This window comes from Pedobacter sp. NJ-S-72 (genome assembly GCF_053890575.1).
Genome location: NZ_CM132681.1, coordinates 2,467,973 through 2,485,485, shown reverse-complemented (window position 1 = coordinate 2,485,485; position 17,513 = coordinate 2,467,973). Strand labels below are relative to the sequence as shown.

The following is a 17,513-nucleotide window of genomic DNA, read 5'->3' as shown; positions in this document are numbered from 1 at the left end:
TACTTAAATAGTGTAAAACATAGCGATAGCTGCTGCACCCATAGCAACGAAGGTTATCCAGACTAGAATATTAGAAAGCAGACCACTTTTGTACTCACCCATTATTTCTTTGCTCATTGCTATTCTTCCAATCAGGAATAATAAAGGTACTGCTGCCACACCATTGAGTACAGCTGCATAGACCAATGCTTTAACAGGGTCGATGCCTATGAAATTTATAGCTAAACCAATCAATGTAGCAATGATGATCACGCCATAAAACCCATAAGCTTTTCTTAATTTGAGATTTAAACTTGCTTTCCAGTTGAAAGCTTCGGATACTGCATAAGCTCTGCTGATCCTGAAAGAACTGGTATGGCCAGTAAGCCTAAGCCAATGATGCCAATAGAAAATATAAGCTTGGCGAGAAAGCCAGAATTGGGAAAGGAATGAACCAGCGGTTCTAAAGCTCTTGCTGCATCTGCGGCAGTGTTAATGTCGTGCACACCACTTCCATGTAATACTGTGGCCCCAACCAGTAGAATACACCAGGTAGTAAATTCAGAGATAATCATACCTGCTGTATTATCAATACGCATATTCTTGATACTTTTCCAGCTGATTAGTCTGCCATCTTTTATAGGATGTCTTTCGTTTTCTTCTTCTGCTTCCTGAGATGCCTGCCAAAAGAACATATAAGGCGAAATCGTAGTTCCAAGAACACCAGTAATAATAAATACAAAAGCAAAATTGAGTTCAAAGTGCGGAATAATAGTGGCTCTTAAAACCGTTGGCCAGGGCTGATCTACAATGAATACCGTAATTGGATAAGCAAGCAGAGAAATTGCAAGCAAGCCATTTCAGAATTTTAGAATTTTAGAATAGGTTTTGTAATTGGTAAATATCTCCAGTAAAAGGATTATAGTCGTAAAAAGTAAAGTGAGTATGACGAAATGTACTGGTATTAATAGTTGCGCAGCCGAGGCCATCGCCCCAATGTCTGCACCAATATTGATCGTATTGGCAACCACTACCAAACCAACTACAGCATAAAGTACCCGGCGGCTGTAATGTTCTTTAACTACTGCTGCAATACCTTTCCCTTTGACCATTCCGATTCTGGCACAAGCTTCCTGTACGGCAATCATAAATGGAAGCATATAAAGTGCCGTCCACAATTGCCCATAGCCAAATTGTGCACCTGTTTGGGAATAAGTAGCAATTCCTGAGGGATCATCATCTGCTGCACCTGTAGTCAAACCAGGCCCTAAGACCGTTAAAAATTTCCAGAACTTCTTTTTACGCGGTTTGGGGTTTTGAGGTAGATCCATATTTAGCCTGGTGTTTTATAAATATACTTATTATTGCTTTATTAAAAGCTGTTTAATTTTAATCACGCTGCAATCTGATTGCATAGTTTTATTAAATGGTGCAATTAGATAATTTGTTTATTACCTTCGTCTCATCAATTATATGAGATTATTATCATTCATAGGGATCGTATTAGTGCTGGTGCTTAATTTAGTGCCATGTGGTGATGCTATGCCCGCTTTGAATGGCAGTACTAAAATTGAACAAGCGCATCATTCGGAAAGAAACAATGACAATTGCAGTCCTTTTTGTAACTGTGCCTGTTGCTCAACTGCTTCTGTGATTAAAGATGCATTAATAATTTCTAGCCCTTTTGCGGATCATATTCCTGTGCTTTCTGCGCATTTATCCGGAAAATTTATCACTGTCGATCTTCCGATCTGGCAGCCACCACAACTGATCTCTTAAATCATCTTCATTTTTCTATACATGCTATTAGCATGATATAGCTCATTATTATTTAATAATTCCATCAATGCTTTTATCAAAGGATTTGGTTATTCCGTTTGGGAATTATCTTTTGATATCTCATTATAAATAAGATATGCTAAGTAAGATCATAAAATTTTCTATTCAGAATAAATTGGTGATTGGTCTGTTTACCCTGGCGCTGATTGCGTGGGGGGTATATTCACTGAAACAATTACCCATTGACGCTGTACCGGATATTACAAATAACCAGGTACAGGTTATCACTTTAAGCCCTTCTCTGGCTTCGGAAGAAGTAGAGCGGTTAATTACCTTTCCCGTTGAACAAACGATGTCTACCATTCCGGAAATTGAGCAGGTGCGTTCCATTTCCCGTTTTGGCCTTTCGGTAGTAACCATTGTATTCCACGATGATGTAGACATTTACTGGGCAAGACAACAGGTTAATGAAAAACTATCTGAGGCTAAAAATAATATTCCCCAGGGAATTGGAAATCCTGAGATTTCACCTATCTCAACAGGATTAGGAGAGATCTATCAATATGTAGTTCATGCAAAACCAGGCTTTGAAAAGACCTATGACGCAAGAGAGCTGCGAAGTATTCAGGATTGGATTGTCAGACGTCAGCTTCTTGGAACACCAGGTATTGCTGAGGTAAACAGTTTCGGTGGATTGTTAAAGCAATATGAGATTGCGATGGACCCCAACAAACTGAATAGTTATAATTTAAGTATCAGTGATGTATTCAAAGCGCTGGAAAGAAATAATCAGAATACAGGTGGAGCATATATTGATAAAAAACCCAATGCTTATTTTATCCGCAGTGAAGGATTAGTTGGAAATATAGAAGACATTAACAAAATTGTAGTTAGAAATACAAGTACAGGAATTCCTGTTTTGATTCGTGACATTGCTAATGTTAGAATCGGAAATGCAATACGTTATGGTGCTTTAACACGTGCAACAGCTAAAAGTCAGGGAGAGGCAGTAGGTGGTATTGTGATGATGTTAAAAGGCTCAAATGCCAATAACGTTGTTAAACAGGTCAAAGAAAAAATTGCAAGGATCAATAAGACCCTCCCTAATGGTATTGTTATAGAAGCATTCCTGGACAGAAGTGCTTTAGTAGACCGTGCGATTGGTACGGTAGCGAAAAACCTGATTGAGGGGGCATTGATTGTAATCTTTGTGCTGGTATTATTCCTGGGTAATTTCAGGGCAGGTATAGTTGTGGCATCAGTGATTCCGCTGGCTATGCTTTTTGCTATTTCATTAATGAATGTATTTGGCGTTTCTGGTAATCTGATGAGTTTGGGGGCGATTGACTTTGGTTTGATTGTCGATGGGGCCGTGATTATTGTAGAAGCTACGATGCACCTTCTTGGAGCCAGTAAACTGACAAGAATGATGACACAGGATGAAATGGATGAACAGGTAGAGCAATCAGCTACCCGTATGATGAGTGCGGCAGCTTTTGGACAGATCATCATTCTAATCGTATATCTTCCGATTCTTGCTCTTGTCGGCATTGAAGGGAAAATGTTCGGCCCGATGGCTCAAACTGTGTTTCTTTGCTATTTTAGGTGCGTTCTTATTGTCGCTGACCTATGTACCAATGATGTCATCACTACTGCTTAGTAAAAAAAAAAACCAGTCACTAAAAAGAATTTCTCTGACCGGATGATGGACTTCTTTCAGAAGTATTATACGCCGTTAATCAATGGTGCTTTACGTAAACGTGTTACGGTTGTTGTTTTATCGGGAGTTTTACTGATTATCAGTATAGTCTTGTTTACCAGGATGGGAGGCGAGTTTATCCCTACTTTGGAAGAAGGTGATTTCGCTGTAGAGACACGTTTACTGACAGGAAGCTCGCTGAGTCAGACGATTGATAAAGTTAATCAGGCTTCTAAAATCTTGTTAAAGGAGTTTCCGGAAGTGATAGAAGTAGTAGGTAAGGTTGGCTCTGCAGAAATCCCTACAGATCCAATGCCGATGGAAGCTACTGATTTAACCATTATTTTAAAGGATAAAAAGGATTGGGTGACCACAAAATCCAGAGAAGAATTAGCAGATAAAATGGCTGCAGCTCTGGATAAAGTTACTGGTGTTACTTTTGGTTTTTCGCAACCGATACAGCTGAGATCTAACGAGTTGATTTCGGGTGTAAGACAGGATATCGGGATTAAGATATTTGGTGATGATTTACAGACGCTGACAGATATTTCTCAGAAAATCGGGAAAATAGTGACTACGGTTAAAGGTGCAAAAGATTTGTATCTGGAACAGGCTACCGGTCTTCCGCAGATTGTAGTGAAAATAAACAGGGATCAGTTAGCCCGTTACGGAATAGATATTGAAACTGTTAACCAGGCTATTAATTCTGCATTCGCAGGACAGTCTGCCGGGTTGGTTTATGAAGGTGAAAGACGGTACGACATGGTTGTCCGTTTGTCTGAGCAAAACAGACAGGGGATAGATGATGTGAAGAACATTTATATTTCTGCACCTAACGGGGGTAAAATCCCGCTGATTCAACTGGCTGCTGTAGAATTCAAGATCGGGCCAAATCAGATTCAGAGAGAAGATACTAAACGCAGAATCATCGTCGGATTAAATGTTCGTGGTCAGGATATTGCTACAGTTGTTAACGAGATCGAACAAAAAATCAATGAGAAAATCAAATTGCCTCCTGGATATTATATCACCTACGGTGGACAGTTTGAAAATCTAAAAGCAGCAAAACAACGTTTGTCAATTGCTGTTCCGGTTGCCTTATCACTCATTTTATTATTACTGTATTTCTCTTTTGGATCAGTAAAACAATCTGTCCTGATCTTTTCTGCTATTCCTATGGCTGCTATTGGCGGGGTATTCGCGCTATTGCTGAGGGGGATGCCATTCAGTATCTCTGCCGGTGTAGGTTTTATCGCGCTGTTTGGGGTCGCTGTATTAAATGGGATCGTACTGATCACTGAGTTTAACAGGTTGAAGGCTAGTGGGATCAGCGATCTCAAAGAGATTGTGCTCAAAGGTACAGCACTCAGATTGAGACCTGTTTTAATGACCGCTACTGTGGCTTCATTAGGATTTCTTCCTATGGCACTTTCTACTGCCGCGGGGGCTGAGGTACAGAAACCTCTGGCGACCGTTGTGATTGGGGGCTTACTAACTTCTACTATTTTAACTTTACTCGTTTTGCCCGTGTTATATACTTATTTCGAAAACTTCAAAAAAGGTAAAAAGGCAGTTACTTCGGTAGCGGTTATTTTCCTGATGGGATTGTCTTTCATCCCTTCGGAAACCAGGGCTCAGAGTCTGGTAAACGGCAGACCTGTAACTGTACAGGAAGCTGTTGAAATCGCACTGAATAATAATCAGACTATTAAATCGTCACAACTACAGATCAGTAAACAGCAGGCCATAAAAGGTACTGCATTTGATTTAGGGAAGACGAACCTGAATTTGCAGTATGGACAATTCAATAGTATCAAAAGAGATAATAATATATCAGTTCAGCAGAATATTCCATTTCCCGGATTGATTAAAAATCAGCGTAATCTATATGATGCGCAGGTTCGCAGCAGCGAGTTAAATCTTTCGGTTACACAAAATGAACTGGTACGTCAGGTGAAAAGTACTTATGCACAGCTGAGTTATTTTAAGGCGCTTCAGAAATTGTATAAAAGTCAGGATTCTATCTTTAGTAACTTCCTGAAAGCATCTTCTCTGCGGTATCAGACGGGTGAAACTAACCTGCTGGAACGTACTACTGCCGAAACTCAATTGAATGAAGTTCGTAATCAGTCGGAGAAAAATTTAGCTGATATTTCAATTTACAGCTCAGAATTACAAAGACTGCTGAATACGAAAGAAGCGATAGACGTTAGCAATGAGAAGTTGAAGAAAGAAAGCTGGAATCAGGTTGCTCCTGATAGCCTGGTCAATACCTCATTACTGGCTTTACAGCAGCAGCAGATAGAAATTGCTGATAAATCATTAAGAGTGGAGCGTGCTAAGGCAGGGCCTGATTTTACTGTCGGATATTTTAATCAGTCTATTATTGGCAATCAAACAATCAATGGGCAGGATCAGTATTTTGGTTCTGGAAAGCGCTTTCAAGGTATACAAGCTGGTATATCCATTCCGCTCTTCTACAAACCATTTGCTGGCCGGATTAAGGCAGCCAAAATTGAAAAACAGATTGCACAGAATGAATTCAGTTTGTTCCAGACAAATCTGCAGACTCAATATAAACAGGCTGAGCAGGATCTGCTGAAGAATTCACACAGTATTGATTATTATGAGAAAAATGCTTTGCCAAATGTTAATCTCATCTTAAAGCAGTCGCAGATTGCTTTTCAAAGCGGAGATATAGGATATCTGGAATTTTCACAGGCTTTACGGACTTATTCTGATATCCGCTTTAGCTATTTACAAGCAATTAATCAATATAATCAATCGGTTTATACGCTTCAGTATCTAATTGATTTAAAATAATTTAAGATAAAATATAAGATGAAAAGAGTAATTGAATTCAAACAGGCTGTTTATATACTTTCCTTCGCTACGTTATTTCTTGTTTCGTGTGGAAACAAAAAAGAGGCAGAAAGTAAGGCTTCTACTGAGGCTCCGGCTAAGGAAGAACCTAATACCGTGGAGTTAACTACTGCACAATATAATGCGAGCGGGGTTACATTAGGTCAGGTGGAGAAAAAATCAATAAGCGGTGTCCTTAAAGTCAATGGTACGATAGATGTACCACCTGAAAATCTAATCAGTATTACGACTCAAATGGGAGGGATTGTGAAATCAACTCCGTTATTACAAGGGTCTACTGTCAATAAGGGACAGGTTATCGCTGTGCTTCAAAATCAGGAATATGTACAATTGCAGCAGGATTATCTGGAAAATAAGAGTCAGCTGGAACTTGCCGATTCTGAATATAAAAGACAGCAGGAGCTGGCTAAGCAGAATATCAATGCACAAAAGGTATTACAGCAGGCCAAATCACAGTATCAAACTATGTTATCCAGAGAAAGTGCTTTGAGACAGCGTTTGATGCTGATTAATATCAACTCAGCTACTTTAACACCTGGTAATATCCGTAGTACAATCAATATCTATGCACCGATCAATGGCTATGTAACAAAGGTCAATGTAAACTCAGGCAAGTTTGTAAGTCCGAATGATGTGATGTTTGAGATTGTAAACAGTGCTAATTTACACGTTGAGTTAAAGGTATTTCAAAAAGACGTAGATTTAATAAAGAAAGGACAGAAGGTTCGTTTTTCATTGCAAAATGAGGCTGAAGAACGTACGGCAACAGTTACACTTGTTGGAAGGGAAATAAATGAAGATAAGACTGTTACGGTTCACTGTGTAGCCAATACGCAAAGCAGGAACCTGATACCTGGTGCTTATCTGAATGCATTGATTGAAACGGGAACGGAAGAGGTAAATGCTTTGCCTGAATCTGCAATAGCTGATTTTGCAGGTAAGAAATACATCTTTATACAAACTGGTCAGCGTGAGGGAGAGAAAAAAGAAGTTAATTATCATTTCCAGCTTTTAGAAGTTACTATAGGTTCGGCGGATGCGGGTTATGTTGAAGTTAAACTCCCTGCAAGTTTAAATCTTGCGACATCAAAAGTGGTGACAAAGGGAGCTTATGATTTAATCTCGAAGATGAAAAATAGTGAGGAGGAGTAATCTCTTCACCTTATAAATATTAAATTATTAATCTAAATAGCTTTATGGAACGTGAAGGAACTATTTCGCAGGCTAGTAAAAATAAGGGCCGTTTAAAAATTGTACTTGGCTTTACGCTTTTGTACCTTATTGTGGAGGTTATTGGTGGAGTAATGACTAAAAGTCTGGCCTTACTGGCAGACGCCGGACATATGCTGACCGATGTAGGTGGTTTAGCACTGGCATTAATTGCGATAAACTATGCGGAGCGCAAAGCGACAGCAGAACGTACTTATGGTTATTACAGGGCCGAAATATTAGCGGCACTGGCAAACGCAGTAGTTTTAATCGGTATCTCGATTTATATACTTTATGAGGCTTATCTGCGTTTTCTTAACCCTCCAGAAGTTCAGAGTAAGGAGATGATTATAGTTGCAGCAGTAGGTTTACTGGTAAATGTAGCGGGAATGGTCATCCTTAGAAAAAGTTCCAGTGAAAGTCTGAATATGAAAGGTGCTTATTTTGAGGTGCTTTCTGATATGCTGACTTCGATAGGGGTAATTGCTGCGGGTATTATTATGCTGACAACCGGCTGGTATTATGCAGATCCATTATTATCTGCCGGAATTGGTCTTTTCATTTTACCGAGAACATGGATTTTACTGAAAGAATCAATAGGGGTTTTATTGGAAGGAACACCAAAAGAAATTAACATGGCTGAACTGCGCAGTTCTATTCTACAGGTAGAAGGAGTGGAAGATATGCACGATCTGCATGTATGGGTTTTAACATCTGGTGTAAATGCAATGACCGCTCATATTGTTTTAAAGGAAGGAACTACTGGTAAGTTGGTCCTATCAGCCCTTCAGAAGCATATAACTGAGAATTTTAAGATATCACATACTACACTTCAATTGGAAGAATCAGGTTTTAAAGAGAAACAAACCCATCTTTAAGCTGCATGCTTATATTTTATAAATTCAAAGCCCCTCGTCAATTTGATTAAGGGGCTTTGAATGTTTCTAAATAGTGGTAAAGAATTGGATACATGTTATGGGAAGTCAAAATATTTTTTACATTAGGTATAAGTAATTTGAATGTCATGAGATATAAAACAATCGCTACCCTCTCTGTGCTATTAGGCACTGTTATTCTATTGAGTGCATTTATGCCCAAAGAAGATAAAAAAGCCACTAATCTTAAAGTTCTTCCTAAAGATATCAGTCATGAAGATCTGGATAAGGTTATGGATGGGTTTAAGGCAGCATTAGGTGTCAAGTGTAGCTTTTGCCATGCAGCCAGCCAGGATGATCCTAAACATCTGGATTTCGCGAGTGACGCAAAACCAGAAAAGGACATTGCCAGGTCAATGATGAAGATGACTTATCGTATTAATAAGAAGAAGGATTTTCATGTCAAAGATGTATATAATACTAAAGCTGTTCTTGCTGTAAACTGTATTACTTGCCATCGCGGACAGGCGCATCCGGAAGACAAGTAAGATACATTTGATCTATTACAAATGATAACCGTGTTCACTTTTTATCTGCTGAAGTTTCTCTGACAATGACTTAACCTTATCAGGATATTGCAATGCAAGATTTTTACGCTCATTAATATCAGATGATAAATTATAGAGTTGTGGTTCTTTACTGTTGCCTAGTTCGGTTTTGGTAGAATGATCATAAGCAGACCCATTGTTAGGGTCAATATATTTCCAGTTATCAACAATTATTCCTAATCCAGATGCATCTTCGATCAGATAAGGACGGTTACTCCTGGATTTTCCTAAAAGCTGATTGCTCATATCAAAACTATCATAAGCCTGTTCCGCATTCAGTTTTTGATTCAAAAGACCTGCAAAAGATCTGACTAAATCTACCTGCTAATTAAGGCACTGCTTGTCCCGTTTTTTATAACTGAAGGCCAGCTCACAATAAACGGAATGCGGGTTCCTCCGTCAAAAGCACTGTATTTACCTCCTCTTAAGGGGCCTGCTGGTTTATGTCCACCCATTAGGGTCTCTGCTTCATCCTGATATCCATCATCGACAACAGGACCGTTATCGCTGCTTAAAATAATAATTGTTTTTTTGGTCAGTCCAAGGCTATCGAGCGTTTTCATAATGCGCCCTACGCTCCAGTCAAATTCTAAAATTACGTCTCCGCGTGGCCCCATTCCACTTTTACCTGCAAACATTTTATTAGGTGTTCTTGGAACATGGATGTTAGGGGAAGCGAAATACATGAAAAATGGATTCTCTTTGTTTTTTGCAATAAAGCTTTCAGCCTGCTTAGTCAGCTTCTCTGTTAAGGTATAATCGTCCCAGATCGCAGCTTTACCTCCGGTCATATATCCGATACGGCCAATGCCATTAATGATGATCGTTTATCATGGCCATTTGATGATTTCATCGTTAGCAATTCAGGATGCGCTTTGCCCGTTGGCCAGTCACCTGTTTTTTTTTGATGATAATCAACTGTAATCGGATCCTTTGGATCAAAATTTTCAACATGATGATCATCTACAATTACACAGGGAACCCTATCCAGAGTAGCAGGGATGATATATGATTTGTCAAAACCAAGTTCTTGTGGCCCTGGTTTAATTTCACCGTTCCAGTCAGGCCCGCCTTTACCGCCTAAGCCTAGGTGCCACTTACCGATAGCAGAGGTGGTATATCCCGTTTGTTTAAATATTTTTGCCAGAGTAATCTGTGTAGTATCAATTAATAAAGCTGCATTTCCTGGAGCTATTCCTGTCCCTTTTTTACGCCAGGCATATACGCCTGTCAGAATAGAGAAGCGGGAAGGGGTGCAGGTTGCACTTGTTGCGTGTGCATCAGTAAATCTAAGTCCATTCTTAGCTAATCTGTCTATATGAGGGGTTTTGATACTTTTTGCACCATAACAGCTTACATCGCCATAGCCGAGATCATCTGCATAAATAACAATTACATTTGGGTGTTTTTGCTGAGCAAAGACGGATAAACAGGACAATACTGTTATTAAAATACTTAAACAGGTTCTTTTCATTTTTGTGGCATAATGTTTTTCAATCTAGTGATTTCTTTAGAGGGAGACGTTCGTAACATTGTGCAAACGTTTGCGTAACCTGTTTATTTATAAATACAGGCTTACAGGATTAGAATCTAGCTGGATTAATTAATAATATTTGATGTTTACCTAAGTTTTTAGTTCTGATTAAATGTAATGTCTGTATATTCGTAAGCAACATTCTTTAATCATAAAGCACTTGTATTGTTCTTAATTTATGTATTGTGAAACTGGTGTAAATTATTAATCTATAAAGGAAATTTAATCAGGTGATAAAAACACAATTGAAAGATAAGGCTGTAGTTGCTGATCAAAGTGTGAAGTCTGGGTTTGCAAGAGAAGCTAAACCCGATTTTCAGGAATTTAATTAATCGTGTTATGACATTTTTTAACACCAATATGCCGCTCATTATATTTTTTATAATCATAATTGAAGTTGCATTGTTATTTCACCAATGGATTAGTTATCTGACAAGGAAGAGAGAGTACAAAAGTTTATATCATTTGTATATTGTCCTCTTCCTGATCTTATACAATATTTTTGAGGGATTCTTTCCTGATCAAAGGATTACTTTTGTGCCAGAGAAATGGCAGAATTTTTTCGGTTATGGCTTCGGTTATATTTTTGCAGCTTACTGCCCATTATACTTTTATAAGGCGATGGGCTTGAAATCTCTCAGGTTTCATGGCAGGTATGGTTTCCTTTTTATCATCCTTCCAATGGTTTTCTTTTACGGAATTCTTTATCCAATGAACAATGATATTTCGTTTACAAGAAAGTCTGTATATATTATTCCGGTATTATATGGCCTTACTCTGTTTTTTTTACGGCGATTAAAGAGATATATAAGGACTATAATCTTTATAAAGATGAGGCATTACTTGTTGAAAGACTATGTATTTTCTTTGCTGTGGTTCCAATAAGTGTAATCCCGATTTTTGGTGCCTGGTTAGGAGTTGATAAATGGATGATAACATTCGCATGTAATGCAGGATTTTTGGTCGTTAACACAATCCTGATGAGGCAATTCGTTAAACAATCAAAATATGAACAGGATAGACTTGCAGAGATGAGCAATGAAATTGGAAGCGTGAATACTTTTGCAAAAAAGGAGACTGCTTCTAATTTCGCGGAAAAATGCAGTTTCTATAATTTAACAGTCCGTGAAATAGAGATTGCTGAATTAATTGCTGAAGGATTAAAGTATAAAGATCTTGGTGAAAAGTTATTTATATCTGAAAGAACAGTTGCCAAACATGTTCAGAATATGTTCCTCAAAACAGGGGCGGAGAATAAAACAATGCTTATCAAATCATTAAAAGACTACTTTTTTTCAATAAGGTTACCTTTTTTATAAACGTAATTTACTGCAGTGCTGTCTCCCTCAGGAAATTTAAACCCTGGTACCTCAGCACCTTTTACCACGTTGTCCTGAATGCTCATAAACTGGATTTGTCGTTCAGCGAGATCACCTCCTCTTGAAAATGAAAATTTATATTCAAGTTTGCCACCTTTGTTGATGAAGATTGCATAGTGTGCATCCCAATTGTTTCCTCCACCACGTCCTTCAATAGAAAATGGCATAATAGCATCTGCTAAATGATCTCCATTAATATCACCAATTAGCACCGGGCGCTCAGAATCGAAGACTGAACCATCAGAATCATCTTTAGCAATCTGTAGCTCTTTTCTGAACTGGGCTGTTTTGACAGTGTTTTTGAAAGCTGTAAGTACTGCTATAGTATCAATCGTTGAAATTGTAGTGTCGGTGTGGGTTGTGTCTTTATGGATTATTGAGTTGTTTTTGCTGGTTATTTCTTGTTTTTTTTTTTTTGGAAGTTCTGTTTGAGTTTCATTCCTGGTTTTGTTTTTACAACTTAAAAAAAGGAGAATTAATACTACAGGAAAATAATTTTTAAACAGATACATGGGTATTACATTTAATTGGAGGTAAATATAGGTTTGTATTCGTAAATATTTATTTGTTCTTATATTTTTACAGAAAATGTGATTTTCTACCCAACGTTTAGTCGGGTTGCTGCGTAGTGGTATTGAAACATATGTATATCAGCTTACCCAATTATTTTAATGAACTTATTTGCCAGGCAACATTCTAAATTGATTAAAGGTTGCAAGGCTAATGAACGAGCTGCTCAGGAGGGTTTATATAAACAAAACAGGATCTGTGGAAGAAGAATTTGTCAATTGGGAAGGTCTTTTTTGGCGTTTTGATTAGGGCTTTCATATTTATTACATGGTCATTCATTTGAATGATTATATAGTAAATACTTAGTTGAATAGATAAACGCTGGGTATAATATTTTTTAGTTACAGCTATATTTAAGATTATTTATAGTCATTATCCGATATATTAGCAGTCAGAAGAATGTTTTAATAAAAATTGTGGCCTAAACTGTATGAAAACAATAACTCTCTTGTCCTTATTTTTAACTACTTCAGTATTTGCACAGAACGTCAAAAAAGAAGAAAAAAAAAATTGAATAATGCCTTCGCCAAAACAAATTATTGGGCTTCTTATGACGGTTCCAGTGACAAAATTTATGCTTTAGATTCTGCATTGAAATACGATTCAATCTTTAGTAAGCAAGTATTAAAATGCCTTAAAACATATCCTGCGACAATTGGCTATAATTTCAAAACCCTGGTTGAAAATGGGATGAAAATAGTGACTTCCGAAGATGGAAATTTCAGAATATATTCCTGGGATGATGAGACGGGTGGAACAATGCGGAGATACAATAAAATTTTCCAGTTCAGGGATAAAAAAAAGGTTCTTTCCAAAGGAATTACTAATCGTAGCGAAGGTGCCGATGATGCTTTTTATACTCAACTCAAATCAACGATGTGATTTCTGAAAATAAAACATTTTATGTAACACAAAGTATCTCTGTTTTAAGTTCAGCGATGTCTTACCACAAAGTGAAAATATTCTCAATTGATGACGGAAAATTAAATGACAAAGCAGTTTTAATCAAAACAAAATCTGGCCTCAAAAACCAATTTGGCTACGAAGTCGATGTGAGCAGTCAATCCAATAGGGATCAGGAGGTTCCGGATTATTCGATTGTTTATGACAAAAAAAACAGGATAATTGCCATCCCTTTAATACTTTCCAATGGTAAAGTGACTAGTGGAAAAATTAAGTATCAATTTAAGGGGCAATATTTTGAGAAATTGTAATATGTAAAGTTATTTTTTGAGGGAAGGAGAGGTTATTATGGCTGTAAGTTAATTTACTTACAGCCATTTTTAATACCTGTAACTATTCTGAGGTTTACTTAAATATTTGGGAACAGCTCCTGTGCTTTTTTTTTTTTCAATTAGAGGAATTTCTTTCTTAACCCCCTGAATAGCGCCGATCAATCCAATAATCCATAATATAAATATAGCAAGAAACGCTATACCAAATATTGTAGATATAAATCCGGAAGGTATAATTGATAGGATGATACGTTGTCCAAGCCCTAAAATAAAACTTACAATATAAAGTAATAAGGTTTGTCTTAAGTGATAGCTGGCAAGTTCTGTTTTCTTGTCTTTATGCATACCAAAGTAGGCTACAAGCCATCCAATAATGGTGATATAGCTAATAATAGCTGCTATCTTTCCATTTTCTGTTGTTGTTACGTTGAAGTTATTTTCCATATGTTAATTTATTATCACATACAAAAACTATGCCTCATGTAATTATTTTAATCACTAGTTGAGGAATAGATTAAAAAAAAGAGCCAGGAACACGTGAATTAGCCCTTGATCTTTCTTACATGCTATTATTTCCCCCAGATGCGGTTTATGAACTTTCTGCTAGGACGTTCTAGCCATTGATAAGTGACATAAGACAGGAGAATGAGTAGAATCAGATAAGCTATACAATATAGAATTCCACTGGAAAAATCAATATTCTGTTTACCTCTTCCTATTCCTGTAATGCCTGGCAGATATATACCGTGCGAAAATGGCTCTTGCAGAAAGATCTGCATGAGGTAAACGGAATAAGAAATATTCCCAAGGAATTGTAAAATTTTTCGATTACAAAAATTAGCTATCCTACCATTATTAGCCGTTAGACTAAGTACAAGCATTGCAAATAGGAAAACGGTTATTCCATCATTTAGTGAAAAGTGCATAGACACAGTTATCCCCACAATGATCAGCAATGATAGCAGGTCAGAGGAGAAAGCTTTCCTGATAGCGCGCAACTCATAGATAAGATATACAAGTATACCTGCTGTAAATCCAGCTATTCCGCGAATATATCCATAATCGAATGTTGTATTCAGGTTATGAGGAACTGGTATAGAGGGAGTTATTGGGTTTTTTCGCGGGAGTAAATACATGATAGAATAATATGCAGCTACTACAAATATGATTAAAAGTATAACCGAGACAGCTTTTTTCTTATTAATACTTAGCGCAATTATCGGAAACAGAAGGTAAGCAGCCCATTCGGCACTGATACTCCAGGAAGGGATATTCCAGGAGTAGATCTTGGTAACTCCAAAGGATTGGAGTAAAAAAATATTAGGCAGAATATCAGCTGGCTGTTCAAAAATGATAGGCGGATTGCCCCAGTCGGTAATCCAGCGTACAATTACTACTAACAACAGGAGCGAAAATAGGTGTAATGGATATACTCTTGCAAATCGGGCAACAAGAAAGTTTTTTAATGATTTTGCGTGTATATTGTTTTTAAACTGAATGCTGTATACATGCATCATGATAAAGCCGCTCATGATAAAGAACAGATCGACCATGAGATAACATTTTTCGAAAAACATGGTTTGCGAAGCAGGAACAAACCGGGCAACAGCCATTTCAAAATGAAATACTCTACTAGTAACGCAGCTATCCCACGCAAGGCTGTTAATGAAGAAAGGTACTCAACTTTATGATCTGTAATCTGAATGGATTTGGTGTTTACTCCTGTTGTTGCCTCGGCTGAATTAGAATAAAGAGGGGATTGATTCATATAGATGATTATATTTTTGCTTCTTCATTATTTAAGAGATTGTAAAAGTTACGGTATTTTTTTATACAATAATATGAGTATCGCCCGGCGTATTTTCAAATCTAATCCTTACGGCAACTGAGCAATGTTGATGTGTCTTATTAAGCGTTATTGTTACATTCTGACAGGTTGCTGGAACAAGGTAAAGCATGTTATTATACTCATCTTGTTTTGGAGAGGTTTTGGCTTCAATATTTACGGATTAGCCTACATCCAACATTTAGAGAAAGGGGATATTTGTAGTCATAAGAATCAAAATTAATAGAACATTTACGATGAAAACAGTTTTAATTACAGGAGCCAATAAAGGTATTGTCTGGAAACAGCAAGACAACTTCTGAAGCTGGGATATTTCGTCTATCTGGGGAGCAGAAGTAAAAGCAACGGTCTGGAAGCAGAGGGTCAATTGAAAGCTTTAGGTCTATATCTGGTAGAAGCCATTGAAATCGATGTTACGGATATAAATTCTGTCATTAGGGCAAAAGCGACATTAGAGAGCAAGATACCAGCTCTGGATGTATTGATTAACAATGCTGGCATTCCGGGTGATCAGCCTCAAAATATTTCTCAATGTGACGTGGCTGCTCTAAGGCAGTTATTTGAAACCAATTACTTTGGTGCTGTCCAAACAACGCAGCAATTTCTTCCTTTGCTCAGGAAATCTGAAGCACCATCCATTGTGAATGTTTCCAGTGAAGTGGGGTCTTTGACCATGCATACTACACCTGGCAGAAGTCCCAACTGGGACAATTATCAGGCTTATGGGGCTTCCAAGACTGCGCTCAACGCCTTTACTGTTATGCTGGCCAATGAATTCAGCAGTAGTGATCTTCGTGTAAATAGTGTTACCCCCGGTTATACTGCTACTGATTTGAACGGCTTCCAAGGCACAAAAACTGTTGCAGAGGGTGCCAAAGCTATTGTAGACCTGGCTACTCAGGCATTACCAGGTACATCTGGTAAATTCTTCAAAGAAGGAGGGGAGATTCCCTGGTAATTAATTTGTAATATTGAATATTTTATTATGAGTATGGCCAACCAACAAATTCATCGTATAAAGTCTATCAGCGAATATCATCGGGTCAGAGGGCTTCCTAAAGCTGAGCATCCGTTAATAAGCCTGGTGGATTATGCAGCAATCAAACATTCACCGGATGACAATAAGATCAGCTGGGTATTTGATTTCTATATTATCGCATTGAAGAAGAATATAAATGGCAAGTTCAAATACGGTCAGAAGGAATATGATTTTGACGAAGGTACTGTGTTTTTTATTTCACCGGGTCAGGTTTTTAGAATTGAGGTGAGCCAGGACGCACGCACTGGACAAGTCAGGCTGGATGCTACTGATCCATCCTGACTTTTTATGGGATATGCCGCTGGCAAAAGCAATAAAGAAATATGAATACTTCGGTTATGCGGTCAATGAAGCCTTGTTCCTTTCAGAAAAGGAAGAGGACATTATTACCCGCTTCATGCAAAACATCAAGGATGAATACCACGAAAATATTGATAAATTCAGCCAGCAGATTATTGTTTCCCAGATTGAAGTTTTACTTAATTATGCGGACAGGTTTTATAATCGCCAGTTTATTACCCGAAAGATTGCCAACCATCAGGTTCTTGACCAGCTGGAGACATTATTGGATCAACATTTTAACGGCAATGCCATGATGAAGGGATTACCTACTGTTCAATACATTGCGGGACAGCTGAATCTTTCTCCTGACTACTTGAGCACCTTGCTAAAAGTAACAACCGGGCTTAACACACAACAACATATACACGAAAAAACTGATTGAAAAAGCAAAGGAAAGATTAGCTGCCACCAGTATGTCTGTTAGTCAGATTGCCTATGAATTGGGGTTTGAGCATTCTCAGTCGTTTAGTAAACTGTTTAAGTCCAAAACAGGGCTGTCTCCAATGGAGTTCCGTCAATCATTTAGTTAGCATAAA

At 37.8% G+C, this 17,513-nt stretch carries 20 protein-coding genes and 2 pseudogenes; 13 read left to right on the top strand and 9 right to left on the bottom strand.

The window, feature by feature from the left end; genetic code table 11:
- Positions 1–3: 3 nt before the first annotated feature.
- Both ACWYN3_RS16650 and ACWYN3_RS16645 read right to left on the bottom strand, forming a co-directional pair.
- The gene (locus ACWYN3_RS16650; protein ID WP_456223047.1) at positions 4–339 is read right to left on the bottom strand and encodes a divalent metal cation transporter; all 336 of its coding nucleotides are present in this window, start codon (positions 337–339) and stop codon (positions 4–6) included.
- Positions 288–1,310 (bottom strand): annotated as a pseudogene (locus tag ACWYN3_RS16645) (NRAMP family divalent metal transporter). The gene ACWYN3_RS16650 and the pseudogene ACWYN3_RS16645 overlap by 52 nt, the downstream one beginning before the upstream one ends.
- Before the next feature lie 142 nt (positions 1,311–1,452).
- Between ACWYN3_RS16645 and ACWYN3_RS16640 the strand changes: the two are divergent.
- The 6 genes and pseudogenes from ACWYN3_RS16640 to ACWYN3_RS16615 all read left to right on the top strand — a co-directional run bounded on the left by ACWYN3_RS16640 (position 1,453) and on the right by ACWYN3_RS16615 (position 8,972).
- Positions 1,453–1,758 (top strand): DUF6660 family protein, encoded by a 306-nt coding sequence (locus ACWYN3_RS16640; RefSeq protein ID WP_456222135.1) that lies wholly within the window; start codon positions 1,453–1,455, stop codon positions 1,756–1,758.
- 136 nt (positions 1,759–1,894) lie between these two features.
- Positions 1,895–4,942 (top strand): annotated as a pseudogene (locus ACWYN3_RS16635) (efflux RND transporter permease subunit); the annotation flags it as partial.
- A 114-nt stretch (positions 4,943–5,056) separates the two neighbouring features.
- Positions 5,057–6,280, top strand: a complete 1,224-nt coding sequence (locus ACWYN3_RS16630) for a TolC family protein (RefSeq protein ID WP_456223046.1) — start codon at positions 5,057–5,059, stop codon at positions 6,278–6,280.
- Positions 6,281–6,298: 18 nt separating this feature from the next.
- A complete protein-coding gene (locus tag ACWYN3_RS16625; RefSeq protein WP_456222134.1) occupies positions 6,299–7,492 on the top strand; it encodes an efflux RND transporter periplasmic adaptor subunit in 1,194 nt (397 codons plus the stop codon).
- Between the two features lie 44 nt (positions 7,493–7,536).
- Entirely contained in the window at positions 7,537–8,427 is an 891-nt protein-coding gene (locus tag ACWYN3_RS16620) for a cation diffusion facilitator family transporter (protein WP_456222133.1), read from the top strand.
- Positions 8,428–8,573: 146 nt separating this feature from the next.
- A complete protein-coding gene (locus tag ACWYN3_RS16615) occupies positions 8,574–8,972 on the top strand; it encodes a c-type cytochrome (protein ID WP_456222132.1) in 399 nt (132 codons plus the stop codon).
- Between the two features lie 15 nt (positions 8,973–8,987).
- Here the strand turns inward: ACWYN3_RS16615 and ACWYN3_RS16610 are convergent, their stop codons facing one another.
- From ACWYN3_RS16610 to ACWYN3_RS16595, 4 genes are all read right to left on the bottom strand, one after another.
- Positions 8,988–9,323, bottom strand: a complete 336-nt coding sequence (locus ACWYN3_RS16610) for a hypothetical protein (RefSeq protein ID WP_456222131.1) — start codon at positions 9,321–9,323, stop codon at positions 8,988–8,990.
- A 26-nt stretch (positions 9,324–9,349) separates the two neighbouring features.
- Positions 9,350–9,823, bottom strand: coding sequence for a sulfatase-like hydrolase/transferase (locus tag ACWYN3_RS16605; protein WP_456222130.1), 474 nt, complete (start codon positions 9,821–9,823; stop codon positions 9,350–9,352).
- Positions 9,820–10,506 (bottom strand): sulfatase-like hydrolase/transferase, encoded by a 687-nt coding sequence (locus tag ACWYN3_RS16600; protein WP_456222129.1) that lies wholly within the window; start codon positions 10,504–10,506, stop codon positions 9,820–9,822. The genes ACWYN3_RS16605 and ACWYN3_RS16600 overlap by 4 nt, the downstream gene beginning before the upstream one ends.
- An 883-nt stretch (positions 10,507–11,389) precedes the next feature.
- A complete protein-coding gene (locus ACWYN3_RS16595) occupies positions 11,390–11,539 on the bottom strand; it encodes a hypothetical protein (protein ID WP_456222128.1) in 150 nt (49 codons plus the stop codon).
- Between the two features lie 7 nt (positions 11,540–11,546).
- On the opposite strand from ACWYN3_RS16595, the gene ACWYN3_RS16590 reads away from it, so the two are divergent.
- Positions 11,547–11,885 carry a response regulator transcription factor gene (locus ACWYN3_RS16590; RefSeq protein WP_456222127.1) on the top strand — a complete coding sequence of 113 codons (339 nt, stop codon included), beginning with the start codon at positions 11,547–11,549 and terminating at the stop codon, positions 11,883–11,885.
- On the opposite strand, the gene ACWYN3_RS16585 is transcribed toward ACWYN3_RS16590, so the two are convergent.
- Positions 11,852–12,457, bottom strand: coding sequence for a hypothetical protein (locus ACWYN3_RS16585; RefSeq protein ID WP_456222126.1), 606 nt, complete (start codon positions 12,455–12,457; stop codon positions 11,852–11,854). The two genes, ACWYN3_RS16590 and ACWYN3_RS16585, sit on opposite strands and share 34 nt — an antisense overlap.
- A gap of 568 nt (positions 12,458–13,025) precedes the next feature.
- On the opposite strand from ACWYN3_RS16585, the gene ACWYN3_RS16580 reads away from it, so the two are divergent.
- Together ACWYN3_RS16580 and ACWYN3_RS16575 are read left to right on the top strand one after the other, a co-directional pair.
- Positions 13,026–13,397, top strand: coding sequence for a hypothetical protein (locus ACWYN3_RS16580; RefSeq protein ID WP_456222125.1), 372 nt, complete (start codon positions 13,026–13,028; stop codon positions 13,395–13,397).
- Positions 13,394–13,729, top strand: coding sequence for a hypothetical protein (locus ACWYN3_RS16575; RefSeq protein WP_456222124.1), 336 nt, complete (start codon positions 13,394–13,396; stop codon positions 13,727–13,729). The genes ACWYN3_RS16580 and ACWYN3_RS16575 overlap by 4 nt, the downstream gene beginning before the upstream one ends.
- A gap of 69 nt (positions 13,730–13,798) precedes the next feature.
- On the opposite strand, the gene ACWYN3_RS16570 is transcribed toward ACWYN3_RS16575, so the two are convergent.
- Together ACWYN3_RS16570 and ACWYN3_RS16565 are read right to left on the bottom strand one after the other, a co-directional pair.
- Entirely contained in the window at positions 13,799–14,194 is a 396-nt protein-coding gene (locus ACWYN3_RS16570) for a DUF4870 domain-containing protein (RefSeq protein WP_456222123.1), read from the bottom strand.
- A gap of 125 nt (positions 14,195–14,319) precedes the next feature.
- Positions 14,320–15,363: an acyltransferase family protein gene (locus ACWYN3_RS16565; protein ID WP_456222122.1), complete on the bottom strand. Its 1,044-nt coding sequence runs from the start codon at positions 15,361–15,363 to the stop codon at positions 14,320–14,322.
- Positions 15,364–15,873: 510 nt separating this feature from the next.
- On the opposite strand from ACWYN3_RS16565, the gene ACWYN3_RS16560 reads away from it, so the two are divergent.
- Genes ACWYN3_RS16560 through ACWYN3_RS16545 form a run of 4 tightly spaced genes read left to right on the top strand, consistent with a single transcriptional unit; the run spans position 15,874 to position 17,507 of the window.
- Positions 15,874–16,554 (top strand): SDR family NAD(P)-dependent oxidoreductase, encoded by a 681-nt coding sequence (locus tag ACWYN3_RS16560; RefSeq protein WP_456223045.1) that lies wholly within the window; start codon positions 15,874–15,876, stop codon positions 16,552–16,554.
- A gap of 27 nt (positions 16,555–16,581) precedes the next feature.
- Positions 16,582–16,917 carry an AraC family ligand binding domain-containing protein gene (locus ACWYN3_RS16555; protein WP_456222121.1) on the top strand — a complete coding sequence of 112 codons (336 nt, stop codon included), beginning with the start codon at positions 16,582–16,584 and terminating at the stop codon, positions 16,915–16,917.
- The gene (locus tag ACWYN3_RS16550; protein WP_456222120.1) at positions 16,898–17,359 is read left to right on the top strand and encodes a helix-turn-helix domain-containing protein; all 462 of its coding nucleotides are present in this window, start codon (positions 16,898–16,900) and stop codon (positions 17,357–17,359) included. Before ACWYN3_RS16555 ends, ACWYN3_RS16550 begins: the two co-directional genes overlap by 20 nt.
- On the top strand, positions 17,337–17,507 hold the full coding sequence (locus ACWYN3_RS16545; RefSeq protein ID WP_456223044.1) for a helix-turn-helix domain-containing protein: 171 nt from the start codon (positions 17,337–17,339) through the stop codon (positions 17,505–17,507). Before ACWYN3_RS16550 ends, ACWYN3_RS16545 begins: the two co-directional genes overlap by 23 nt.
- The last annotated feature ends 6 nt before the right edge of the window (positions 17,508–17,513 follow it).